The organism is Streptomyces sp. ICBB 8177, from assembly GCF_003144095.1.
In the GTDB taxonomy this organism is placed as follows: Bacteria; Actinomycetota; Actinomycetes; order Streptomycetales; family Streptomycetaceae; genus Streptantibioticus_D.
In genome coordinates, this window is sequence record NZ_NSKH01000003.1 from 482603 (window position 1) to 494560 (window position 11958).

Sequence of the window (11958 nt, forward strand, 5' to 3'; positions counted from 1 at the left end):
ATTGCGGCGTGACCGACACGAACCAGCGCCCGGGCGGCGCCGCCCCCAGCTCTCCCGACGATCTGCCGACCCAGTACGTCCCGGCCGAGGTAGAGGGGACGCTGTACGAGCGCTGGGTGGAGCGCGGTTACTTCGAGGCCGACGCCAAGAGCGACAAGCCCCCGTACACCATCGTCATCCCGCCGCCGAACGTCACCGGCAGCCTGCACCTGGGCCACGCGTTCGAGCACACGCTGATCGACGCGCTGACCCGCCGCAAGCGCATGCAGGGCTTCGAGACGCTGTGGCAGCCCGGCATGGACCACGCCGGCATCGCCACGCAGAACGTGGTCGAGCGCGAGCTGGCCAAGGAGGGCAAGTCCCGCCACGACCTCGGCCGCGAGGCGTTCGTCGAGCGGGTCTGGCAGTGGAAGGCGGAGTCCGGCGGCCAGATCTCCGGGCAGATGCGCCGCCTCGGCGACGGCGTTGACTGGTCGCGCGAGCGCTTCACCATGGACGAGGGCCTGTCCCAGGCCGTCCAGACCATCTTCAAGAAGCTCTACGACGACGGCCTGATCTACCGCGCCGAGCGCATCATCAACTGGTGCCCGCGCTGTCTGACCGCCATCTCCGACATCGAGGTCGAATACCAGGACGACGACGGCGAACTGGTCTCCATCCGCTACGGCGACGGGGACGACGCGATCGTGGTCGCCACCACCCGGGCCGAGACGATGCTCGGTGACACCGCCGTCGCCGTCCATCCCGAGGACGAGCGCTACCGGCACCTGGTCGGCACCGAGATCGAGCTTCCGCTCACCGGTCGCCGCATCCCGATCGTCGCCGACGCCCACGTCGACCCGGAGTTCGGCACCGGTGCGGTCAAGGTCACCCCGGCCCACGACCCCAACGACTTCGAGATCGGGCAGCGCCACGACCTGCCGTCGCTCAACGTCCTGGACGAGCACGGCGTCATCACCGCGCACGGCCCGTTCCAGGGCCTGGACCGCTTCGAGGCCCGGTCCGCGATCGTCGCCGCGCTGCGCGCCGAGGGCCGGATCGTCGCCGAGAAGCGCCCGTACACCCACTCGGTGGGCCACTGCTCACGCTGCAAGACCACCATCGAACCGCGCCTGTCGCTCCAGTGGTGGGTCAAGGTCGGCCCGCTCGCCGAGGCCGCCGGTGACGCGGTGCGCGACGGCCGGGTCGCCATCCACCCCAAGGAGATGGAGTCCCGCTACTTCGGCTGGGTCGACAACCTCCACGACTGGTGCATCTCGCGGCAGTTGTGGTGGGGCCACCGCATCCCCGTCTGGTACGGGCCGAACGGCGAGGTCGTCTGCGTCGGACCGGACGAGGAACCGCCGTCCGGCGAGGGCTGGACGCAGGACTCCGACGTCCTCGACACCTGGTTCTCTTCCGGCCTGTGGCCGTTCTCCACCCTCGGCTGGCCGGAGAGCACCGAGAGCCTGGCGAAGTTCTACCCGAACTCCGTCCTGGTCACCGGCTACGACATCCTCTTCTTCTGGGTCGCCCGGATGATGATGTTCGGTCTGTACGCGATGGACGGCACGCCGCCGTTCCACACCATCGCGCTGCACGGCATGGTCCGCGACCAGTTCGGCAAGAAGATGTCGAAGTCCTTCGGCAACGCGGTCAACCCGCTGGACTGGATGGACGCCTACGGTTCCGACGCGGTCCGCTTCACGCTGGCCCGCGGCGCCAACCCGGGGACCGACGTGCCCATCGGCGAGGACTGGGTCCAGGGCTCGCGCAACTTCGCCAACAAGATCTGGAACGCCACCCGCTTCGCGCTGATGAACGGCGCCACGATCGAGGGCGAACTGCCGTCCGTCGAGCGGCAGTCGGCGGCCGACCGGTGGATCCTGTCCCGCCTCAACTCGGTCGTCGCCGAAGTCGACGCGTACTACGAGGACTTCCAGTTCGCGAAGCTGTCGGACGCGCTGTTCCACTTCGCGTGGGACGAGGTCTTCGACTGGTACGTGGAGCTGTCCAAGACCACGTTCGCGGCCGGCGGCGACGCGGCGGACGTCTCGCGGCGCGTCCTCGGTGAGGTGCTCGACGTGACGCTGCGCCTGCTTCACCCGATCGTGCCCTTCGTCACCGAGCAGTTGTGGACCACGCTGACCGGGCGCGAGTCCGTGGTGATCGCCGAGTGGCCGAAGGACAGCGGCTTCCGCGACGCCGCCGCGGAGGCCGAGATCGCCACCCTCCAGCAGGTCATCACCGAGGTCCGCCGCTTCCGCGCCGACCAGGGCCTCCAGCCCGGCCAGCGCGTCCCGGCCCGCCTCACGCTGGCCGGCACGCCGCTCGCGCCGCACGAGGACGCGATCCGCGCGCTGCTGCGCCTGCAACCGGTCGAGGAGGGCTTCACCGCGACCGCGTCGCTGCCGGTGGCCGGAGCCAGGGTCGAACTCGACCTGTCCGGCGCCATCGACTTCGCCGCCGAACGCAAGCGCCTGACGAAGGACCTGGCGGTGGCGGAGAAGGAGCAGAAGCAGGCGACCGCCAAGCTCGGCAACGCGGGCTTCCTCGCCAAGGCCCCGGAGAAGGTGGTCGAGGGCATCCGCGCCCGCCTGGCCACCGCCGAGGCGGACATCGAGCGCATCAACGCCCAGCTGGCCTCGCTGCCCGAGGCGTAGGACGGCAGGCGAACCGCCGCAGACGTCACCGGACCCCCGTCCGCCCCTCGCGGGGCGCGCGGGGGTCCGGCCGTTTTCGGGCGCGGGGCTCCGTAGACTGGTCCGCGTGAGCGAGCGCCCCCGTGACGAAGAGCCGGTTCCCGACGACTCCGCCCTCGACGCCTTCGACGAGATGGTGGACGACGAGACCCGGCGGGACCCCGATCTCGCGGTGATCGAGGCCGGCAGCCGCACCCTGCGCGCCGGCGTGCCGCTCAGCCAGGCCGCCGGCGCCCCCGCGGGCCCGCGCACCCCCGAGGAGGCCCAGGCGCTGCGCGAGGTGGAGGCGGAGCTGGCCGGCCGCTGGGGCGAGACCAAGCTCGAACCGTCGCTGACGCGCATCCGTCGCCTGATGGACATCCTCGGCGAGCCGCAGCGCGCCTACCCGGCGATCCACATCACCGGCACCAACGGCAAGACCAGCACCGCCCGCATGATCGAGACGCTGCTGCGCGCCTTCGAACTGCGCACCGGCCGCTACACCAGCCCGCACGTCGAGTCGGTCACCGAGCGCATCAGCCTGGACGGCGCGCCCATCCCCGTGGACCGCTTCGTCGCCACCTACCAGGACGTCAAGCCGTACGTGGAGATGGTCGACGCGGCGCAGGAGCACCGGCTGTCGTTCTTCGAGGTCCTGACCGGCATGGCCTACGCGGCGTTCGCCGACGCGCCGGTGGACGTGGCCGTGGTCGAGGTCGGCATGGGCGGCAGCTGGGACGCGACCAACGTGATCGACGGCCAGGTCGCCGTCGTCACCCCCATCTCGCTCGACCACACCGACCGGCTGGGCGGCACGCCCGGCGAGATCGCCCAGGAGAAGGCGGGCATCATCAAGCCCAGGGGCGACGCCGAGGGCGCGGCCGGGGCGACCGTGGTGCTGGCCCAGCAGCCGGTGGACGCGGCGCAGGTGCTGCTCAAGCGGGCGGTCGAGGCGGACGCCACGGTGGCGCGCGAGGGCATGGAGTTCGGCGTCACGGCGCGCGAGGTGGCGGTCGGCGGACAGATGCTGACGCTGCGCGGCCTGGGCGGCGACTACGAACAGGTCTTCCTGCCGCTGCACGGCGCCCACCAGGCGCACAACGCGGCGGTGGCGCTGGCGGCCGTCGAGGCGTTCTTCGGGGTCGGCGCGAACGGCCCGGCCCGGCCGCTGGACCTGGAGACGGTGCGCGGCGCGTTCGCCGCCGTCACCTCGCCGGGCCGCATGGAGGTGGTGCGCCGCAGCCCCACCGTCGTACTCGACGCCGCGCACAACCCCTCCGGCGCGCAGGCCACCGCCGAGGCCGTGCGGGAGGCGTTCGCCTTCACCCACCTCGTCGGCGTGATCGCGCCCAGCGCGGACAAGGACGTGCGCGGGGTGCTCGAAGCGTTCGAGCCGATCTTCGCCGAGGTCGTGGTGACCCGTAACTCCAGCTTCCGCGCGATGGACGTGGACGAACTGGCCGCGGTCGCCGTGGAGGTGTTCGGCGCCGAGCGGGTCCAGGTGGAGCCGCGGCTCGACGACGCGCTGGAGGCGGCGATCACCCTCGCCGAGGAGGAGGGTGAGTACGCGGGCGCCGGCGTCCTGGTCGCCGGGTCCGTGATCACCGTGGGAGAGGCCCGGCTGCTGCTGGGCCGGAAGTGAGACGGCGGACATGCGAACCCTGTGTGCCAGCACCCTGATCGGGGAGGCCTTCGTCATCGGCCTGGCCGGTCTGGTCGCGATGAACCTCTCCGGCTATGCCTCCGGCACCGTGTGGGCGGTGTGCGGCAGCGCGATGGCGCTGTGCGTGCTGCTGTGCGGCCTGGTGACGCGCCCGGGCGGGGTGGCGGTCGGCTGGGTGCTCCAGGCCGCGCTGGTGGCGTCCGGTCTGGTGATCCCGATGATGTTCTTCCTGGGCGCGTCGTTCGCCGGCCTGTGGTGGGCCGCGGTGCACTTCGGGCGCAGGATCGACGAGTTCAAGCGCCGAGCGGAGCAGCCCGCGGCGACGACCGCGTAGCCGCCGCTCGCCCGGACAGCTTCGCCCGGTAGGGTCGGCGGTCCGGGCCGCGGTGCCGACGCCGTGACCCCGTCCCACCAGGCAGTACGCAGCAACGTCGCAGTACGTCAAGGAGCCGCAGCATGAGCCAGCGCACCCTCGTCCTTCTCAAGCCCGACGCCGTTCGCCGGGGCCTGGTGGGCGAGATCATCGGCCGCATCGAGCGTAAGGCGGGATGGAGCCTGCGCGCGCTGGAGCTGCGCACGCTGGACCTGGCCACCCTTGAGCAGCACTACAGCGAACACCGGGGCAAGCCCTTCTACGAGCCCCTGGTGGAGTTCATGTCCTCCGGCCCCTCGGTCGCGCTGGTCGTCGAGGGGGAGCGGGTGATCGAGGGCCTGCGCGCGCTGGCCGGGTCGACCGACCCGATCGCCGCGGCGCCCGGCAGCATCCGCGGTGACTTCGGCACGATCGTGCGGGAGAACCTGGTGCACGCGTCCGACTCGCCGGAGTCCGCTGACCGCGAGATCAAGATCTTCTTCCCCGAACTGGGCTGACGGCGTCGAACGCGGCGCGTCGCAGGCGAGTGCGCGCCCGACCCCGACGGGGGAATCCGGGGTGCGCCGATCGGGCGGTTCCCGGCGGCGCCGGGCCGTGCGGGGGAGCCGGTGCCGGGCCGCCCGCCTACCTGACGAGTCGTCATGCGACGACCGGTTGACACCGGCCGCCGGGTGGCATATGCCGGAGGATTCAGGGAACCATTCGCTCCGACACGTCGTCACCATTACAGGGGAAGCGCGGTGTGTTCCGCTGACAATGGCCGAGGCGCCCTCACCCCCGGTCCGGCGGGCGCACTTAAGATGGAACCTCCGCTACGGACCCCGCAGCACGCAGCACCGTCGCGCCCTCACACCCCCCATCGCTCCAGTCGCTCCAGCTCGGGAAGGCCAGACGTATCCTCATGGCGAACAACATGTCGTTCATCGGCCGTGACATGGCTGTCGACCTCGGCACCGCCAACACGCTGGTGTACGTCAGGGGTCGCGGGATCGTCCTCAACGAACCGTCTGTCGTCGCCATCAACACCAACACCGGCGGCATCCTGGCGGTCGGCGCCGAAGCCAAGAAGATGATCGGCCGCACCCCTGGCAACATCGTGGCGGTCCGTCCGCTCAAGGACGGCGTCATCGCCGACTTCGAGATCACCGAGCGGATGCTCAGGTACTTCATCCTGAAGATCCACAAGCGCCGCTATCTCGCCCGCCCCCGCGTCGTCGTGTGCGTGCCCTCGGGCATCACCGGCGTCGAGCGCCGCGCCGTCATCGAGGCCTCCAGCCAGGCCGGCGCCCGCCAGGTGCACATCATCGAGGAGCCGATGGCCGCCGCGATCGGCGCGGGCCTGCCGGTGCACGAGGCCACCGGCAACATGGTCGTCGACATCGGCGGCGGCACCACCGAGGTCGCCGTCATCTCGCTGGGCGGCATCGTGACCGCGCAGTCCATCCGGGTCGCCGGCGACGAACTGGACAACGCCATCATCCAGCACGTCAAGAAGGAGTACAGCCTGCTGCTCGGCGAGCGCACCGCCGAACAGATCAAGATCACCATCGGTTCGGCCTACGACGTCGACCAGGACGAGCACACCGAGATCCGCGGCCGCGACCTGGTCAGCGGTCTGCCCAAGACCGTGGTCATCTCCGCGGGCGAGGTCCGCAAGGCCATCGAGGAGCCGGTCAACGCGATCGTCGACGCGGTCAAGACCACCCTCGACAAGTGCCCGCCCGAGCTGTCCGGCGACATCATGGACCGCGGCATCGTGCTGACCGGCGGCGGCGCCATGCTGCGCGGCCTGGACGAACGGCTGCGCCGCGAGACCGGCATGCCGATCCACATCGCAGAAGACCCGCTGGACTCGGTCGCCCTCGGGTCCGGCAAGTGCGTCGAGGAGTTCGAGGCGCTCCAGCAGGTACTGGACGCCCAGCCCCGCCGATAGGCACGCGGCGTCCGCCGGGCGTTCACCGCCCGGCGGACGCCGACCCGCACACGACATCGCTGACCGGCCTGGTCCCGTAGCCGACCGGTCCGACGAGGAAGGCACGGCCGCCGCACGTGAGGGACACGAAAGAGAGCCGGCTGCTCTTGGTCCTGCTGGTCGCCATCGCGTTCGCCCTGATCACCGCGGACATCCGCGGCGGCGACCAGTCCCCCCTGAACGGCGCGCGCAGCGCGGCCGCCGCCGTCTTCGGCCCGGTCGAGAACGGGGTCGCCTCCGCCGTCAACCCGGTCGGCAACGCCATAGCGGCCGTCCGGGACTCAGGCTCCCGCCACGACCGCATCGCCCAGCTGCAGTTGCAGAACGAGAAGCTCAAGCAGCAGCTCGGCTCCAGCGCGCTGACCCGCAACCGCGCGAACGAACTGGACAAGCTGCTCAAGACCGCGGGCGCCGGCCAGTACGGCATCAAGGGCGCCCAGGTCATCGCCATAGGAGCGGCCCAGGGCTTCTCCTGGACCATCACCATCGACGCGGGCACCAACGACGGCATCCAGCGCGACATGACCGTCATCAACGGCGACGGCCTGGTCGGCCGGGTCACCACGGCCAGCGCCACCACCTCCACCGTGCTGCTCGCCTGCGACCCCGACTTCACCGTCGGCACCCGCATGGAGAAGTCGATGGAGCTGGGCTTCGGCACCGGCCAGGGCGACCGCCCCATGAAGGTCCAACTGCTGGACGGCCGCGCCGACGTGCACGTCGGCGACCGCCTGGTCACCTTCGGCTCGCAAGGCGACAAGCCCTTCGTGCCCGGCGTGCCGGTCGGGAAGGTCGTGCGGATAGACCCGGGCGCGGGCGAGCTGACCCGCACCGTCGAGGTCCAGCCGTTCGTCTCCTTCTCCGAACTGGACATCGTCGGCGTGGTCGTCGTGCCGCCCAGGACCGACCCGCGCGACACCGTGCTGCCGCCCAAGCCGCAGGTGAAGCCGACGCCGACGGTCACCGTCACCGTCGGCCCCTCCGGCGCACCCTCGGGCAAGCCGTCCGGCGCGCCCTCCGGAGCGCCGAGCGACACACCGTCCGAGAGCCCCGACTCACAGGACGGATTCTGACCGATGCGCGTCAACCGGATCCTGCTCCCCGCCGTCCTCGTCGTCCTGGCCCTGGTGATCCAGGTCAGCGTGCTGGCCCGGCTGCACCTGCCGGGCGCGGTCCCCGACCTGCTGATGCTGGTCGTCCTGGGCCTGGCGATGACCTACGGGCACGTGGCGGGCTGCCTGATCGGCTTCTTCGCCGGGCTGCTGGCCGACCTCGCCCCGCCGGCCGACCACGCCGCCGGGCGCTACGCCCTCGTGCTGTGCGTCATCGGCTACCTGGCCGGCCTGGCCAAGCCGGAGAACGGGCAACTGCGCTCCGCCGCGCTGCCGATGACGGTCGTCGCAGGAGCCGCCGTGCTGTCCACCCTGCTGTACGCGAGCGTGGGCGCCCTGGTCGGTGACACCGCCGCCCGCCACGTCGGCATCGTCAGCCTGCTGTTCACCGCTCTCGTCTACGACCTGCTGCTGGCACCGTTCACCGTGCCGTGGATCATGGCGCTGGCGCGACGGCTGGACCGCGACCCGATGGCCGCGGACTCCGGCGCCGCGGGCGGCAGCCCGTACCGCTGGATGAGCCCGGGCAACGCCCGCTCGGGGAGCCGGCTGACCCGCATCCGCCCCGGCGGCCAGCGCGACAGCCTGCTCAAGGGAGGCCGCAAGCTGTGAGTTCCCACCCGTCGCCCGCCACCACCCTCAGCGGAAGCGCTACGCGCCATTCCCACCCGTCGCCCGCCACCACCCTCAGCGGAAGCGCTACGCGCCATGTCTAATATCCCCGAGACGGGTCGCACCCAGCGGGTGACGATCCGTCTGGTCATCCTCCAGATCCTCGTCGTCTCGCTGCTGCTGACGCTCGGCGGCAGGCTGTGGTACCTCCAGATCCGCGACGGGCAGCAGTACACCGCGGAAGCCGCGAGCAACAACATCCAGAACGTCGTCGACCCCGCCGTGCGCGGCTCGATACTCGACGACCGCGGCGTGCCGCTCGCGGACAACCAGACCAAGCTGGTCGTCACCGTCAACCGCACCGACATGATGCAGATGAAGGACGGCGGCAAGGCGGTGCTGACCCGGCTGGCCGGTGTGCTGGGCATGTCGTACCAGGACATCGCCGACCAGGTCCGGCTCTGCGACGCGCACACCCCCCGCCCGTGCTGGAACGGCTCGCCCTTCCAGCCGGTCCCGATCACCGACAAGGCCACCAGCCAGCAGGCGCTGGAGATCATGGAGCGCCGGGAGGACTTCCCCGGCATCACCGCCCAGCCCACCGCCGTACGGCACTACGGCGCCCCCAGCGGTGCCAGCGCCGCCCAGGTGCTCGGCTACCTCTCGCCGGTCACCGACCAGGAGATCCAGGCGTCCATGAAGAACGGACAGCCCACCCTGGAGCGCTCCGACCAGGTGGGCCGCTCGGGCCTGGAGCACACCTACGACAGCGAGCTGCGCGGCAAGAACGGTGTGACCCGCTACCAGGTCGACAACCGCGGCCGGGTCATCGGCAACGCCGGTGACACCCCGGCGCAGCCCGGCAACGACCTGGTCACCAGCCTCGACTCGCGCGTGCAGGCCCTCACCGAGAAGGACCTGAACCAGGCGATGCAGGAGGCCCGCAAGACCTACGACCCGGTCACCCACGAAAACTTCAAGGCGGACTCCGGCGCCGCGGTCGTGATGGACGTGCACACCGGCCAGGTCATCGCGATGGCCAGCGAGCCGACGTACGACCCCAACGAGTGGGTCGGCGGCATCTCGGAGAAGGACTACCAGGCACTGACCGACCCCTCCTCCGACTACCCGCTGCTCAACCGCGCGATCCAGGGCCAGTCGGCGCCCGGTTCGACCTTCAAGGTCATCTCCACCTCGGCCGCGGCACAGGCCGGTTACGACCTCGGCGCCAGCGACTACCCCTGCACCTCCAGCTTCTCCATCGGCAACCAGGTCTTCCACAACGACGAGAACGAGTCCTACGGCGACATCAGCATCGGCCGCGCGCTGGAGGTCTCCTGCGACACCGTCTTCTACCGGCTCGCCTACGACCAGTGGCTCAAGGACGGCGGGAACAACCCGAAGAACCCCAAGGACTGGTTCTACAAGACCGCCCACGAGTTCCACCTCGGCGAGCCGACCGGCATCGACCTGCCGGGCGAGGTGGGCGGCCGCGTCCCGGACCGGCAGTGGAAGAAGGACTACTACCAGGAGATGAAGAAGTCGTGGTGCGCCCAGGCCAAGACGGGCAAGCACGACTACAGCACCGACATCGCCCGCGAGGACTGCGCCGACGGCTACCTGATGCGCGCCGGTGACTCCGTCAACTACGCGATCGGTCAGGGCGACACCCTGGTCACCCCGATCCAGGAGGCGATGATCTACTCGGCCATCGCCAACGGCGGCACCCTCTACCAGCCGACCATAGGGAAGGCCGTGGTCAGCGCCGACGGCAAGAAGGTCAGCCCGATCGCGCCGAAGGCGGTCGGCAAGCTCCCGGACTCCCCGTCCACGCTGAAGTACATCGACAACGCGCTGGCCGGCGTCATCACCGACGGTACGGCGGAGTGGAAGTTCGGCGGCTGGCCGCAGAACAAGATCACCCTGCACGCCAAGACCGGTACCGCGGAGGTCTACGGCAAGCAGACCACCTCGTGGTTCTCCACGTACACCAAGGACTACGCGATCGTGATGACGATCTCGCAGGGTGGTACCGGTTCCGGTGGCTCCGGTCTGGCGGTGCGCGACATCTACAGCCACCTGTACGGCGTCCAGTCCAACGGCTCGATCGACCCCGGCAAGGGCATGATGCCCACGCCGCAGGTCGCGCTGCCGAAGATCAACGCCGACGGGCTCGTCTCCCAGGCGTCCTACGACGTCCCCGGCCCCGACGCCTTCGTCAACTCCCTGGAGGGCGGCTCGTCCGGGCCGGGCACGGACACCCTGACCGCGCTGGAACCCGACCGCCACCAGAAGCTGCCGTTCGCCCGGAGGTACCAGACGTGACGAGCGGCACCGGCTTCGGTGACTTCACCGTCCGCCGCTTCAGCCCCGAGCGCGGCACGCTGTCCAAGCTGCTGGCCCGCGACTCCGCGGTGCGGCGGATGGACTGGGTGATGCTGGCCGCGGCCCTCGCGCTGTCCGGCGTCGGCTCGCTGCTGGTGTGGTCGGCGACCCGCGGCCGTACCTCCATCAACCACGGCGACCCGCAGTACTTCCTGATCCGCCACCTGATGAACATGGCCATAGGGATAGGGCTGTGCGTCGGGACCATCGTGCTGGGCCACCGCAGGATGCGCGGGATAATCCCCATCCTCTACGGCATCGTGATCGTCATGCTGCTGGCGGTGCTCTCGCCGCTGGGCTCGACGGTCAACGGCGCGCACTCCTGGATCGTGCTGGGCGGCGGATTCTCGCTCCAGCCGTCCGAGTTCGCCAAGATCGCCATCGTGCTGAGCATGGCGATGGTGCTGTCGGCCAAGGTGGACGCGGGCGACCAGCTCAACCCCGACCACCGCACCGTGCTGCAGGCGCTGGGGTTCGCGGTGCTGCCGATGTGCATCATCCTGCTCATGCCCGACCTGGGCTCGACCATGGTGCTGGTCGTCATCGTGCTCGGCGTGCTGCTGTCCTCCGGTGCCTCCAAGCGCTGGGTCTTCGGGCTGATCGGCGCGGGCACGGCCGGGGCGCTGGCGGTCTGGAAGCTCGACCTGCTGAACAAGTACCAGATCGACCGCTTCGCCGCCTTCGCCAACCCCGCCCTCGACCCCTCCGGCGTCGGCTACAACACCGCGCAGGCCCGCATCGCCATCGGCTCCGGCGGGCTGCTCGGCGAGGGGCTGTTCCACGGTTCTCAGACCACCGGCCAGTTCGTGCCCGAGCAGCAGACCGACTTCGTCTTCACGGTCGCCGGCGAGGAACTGGGCTTCGTGGGCTCGATCGCGATCATCCTGCTGATCGGGGTCATCCTCTGGCGCGCCTGCCGGGTCGCCCGCCAGGCCACCGACCTGTACGGGACGATCATCGCGGCCGGCGTCGTCGCCTGGTTCTCCTTCCAGTCCTTCGAGAACATCGGGATGACGCTCGGCATCATGCCGGTCGCCGGCATCCCGCTGCCGTTCGTCAGTTACGGCGGGTCGTCGATGTTCGCGATCTGGATCGGGCTGGGTCTGCTCCAGTCGGTCCGCATGCAGCGTCCGATGTCCGCGTAAGGCACGCCCGAGGCGTGCGAGGGGCCCGGGGCCGCC

At 70.5% G+C, this 11958-nt stretch carries 9 protein-coding genes; all 9 read left to right on the forward strand.

Annotation, left to right across the window (positions count from 1 at the left end; translation table 11 throughout):
• The first annotated feature begins 8 nt into the window (after positions 1 to 8).
• The 9 genes from CK485_RS05075 to rodA all read left to right on the forward strand — a co-directional run bounded on the left by CK485_RS05075 (position 9) and on the right by rodA (position 11922).
• On the forward strand, positions 9 to 2642 hold the full coding sequence (locus tag CK485_RS05075; protein ID WP_109447312.1) for a valine--tRNA ligase: 2634 nt from the start codon (positions 9 to 11) through the stop codon (positions 2640 to 2642).
• Between the two features lie 106 nt (positions 2643 to 2748).
• Positions 2749 to 4302, forward strand: a complete 1554-nt coding sequence (locus tag CK485_RS05080; protein ID WP_109447314.1) for a folylpolyglutamate synthase/dihydrofolate synthase family protein — start codon at positions 2749 to 2751, stop codon at positions 4300 to 4302.
• Between the two features lie 10 nt (positions 4303 to 4312).
• Complete coding sequence (locus tag CK485_RS05085) at positions 4313 to 4657, forward strand: DUF4233 domain-containing protein (RefSeq protein ID WP_109447316.1); 345 nt, start codon at positions 4313 to 4315, stop codon at positions 4655 to 4657.
• A 122-nt stretch (positions 4658 to 4779) separates the two neighbouring features.
• Positions 4780 to 5193, forward strand: coding sequence for a nucleoside-diphosphate kinase (gene ndk, locus CK485_RS05090; RefSeq protein WP_109447318.1), 414 nt, complete (start codon positions 4780 to 4782; stop codon positions 5191 to 5193).
• A 416-nt stretch (positions 5194 to 5609) separates the two neighbouring features.
• On the forward strand, positions 5610 to 6629 hold the full coding sequence (locus tag CK485_RS05095; protein ID WP_109447639.1) for a rod shape-determining protein: 1020 nt from the start codon (positions 5610 to 5612) through the stop codon (positions 6627 to 6629).
• A gap of 116 nt (positions 6630 to 6745) precedes the next feature.
• Entirely contained in the window at positions 6746 to 7741 is a 996-nt protein-coding gene (gene mreC / locus CK485_RS05100; RefSeq protein WP_109447320.1) for a rod shape-determining protein MreC, read from the forward strand.
• 3 nt (positions 7742 to 7744) lie between these two features.
• Positions 7745 to 8392 (forward strand): rod shape-determining protein MreD, encoded by a 648-nt coding sequence (gene mreD / locus CK485_RS05105; protein WP_109447322.1) that lies wholly within the window; start codon positions 7745 to 7747, stop codon positions 8390 to 8392.
• A gap of 96 nt (positions 8393 to 8488) precedes the next feature.
• Complete coding sequence (gene mrdA / locus CK485_RS05115; protein WP_109447324.1) at positions 8489 to 10717, forward strand: penicillin-binding protein 2; 2229 nt, start codon at positions 8489 to 8491, stop codon at positions 10715 to 10717.
• Positions 10714 to 11922, forward strand: a complete 1209-nt coding sequence (gene rodA / locus CK485_RS05120) for a rod shape-determining protein RodA (RefSeq protein WP_199239227.1) — start codon at positions 10714 to 10716, stop codon at positions 11920 to 11922. Before mrdA ends, rodA begins: the two co-directional genes overlap by 4 nt.
• The last annotated feature ends 36 nt before the right edge of the window (positions 11923 to 11958 follow it).

Bases quoted from the DNA above. Each gene is read 5' to 3' on its own strand.
- CK485_RS05085 (WP_109447316.1), top strand. From the start codon at position 4,313: ATGCGAACCCTGTGTGCCAGCACCCTGATCGGGGAGGCCTTCGTCATC.
- ndk (WP_109447318.1), top strand. From the start codon at position 4,780: ATGAGCCAGCGCACCCTCGTCCTTCTCAAGCCCGACGCCGTTCGCCGG.
- CK485_RS05095 (WP_109447639.1), top strand. From the start codon at position 5,610: ATGTCGTTCATCGGCCGTGACATGGCTGTCGACCTCGGCACCGCCAAC.
- mreD (WP_109447322.1), top strand. From the start codon at position 7,745: ATGCGCGTCAACCGGATCCTGCTCCCCGCCGTCCTCGTCGTCCTGGCC.
- mrdA (WP_109447324.1), top strand. From the start codon at position 8,489: ATGTCTAATATCCCCGAGACGGGTCGCACCCAGCGGGTGACGATCCGT.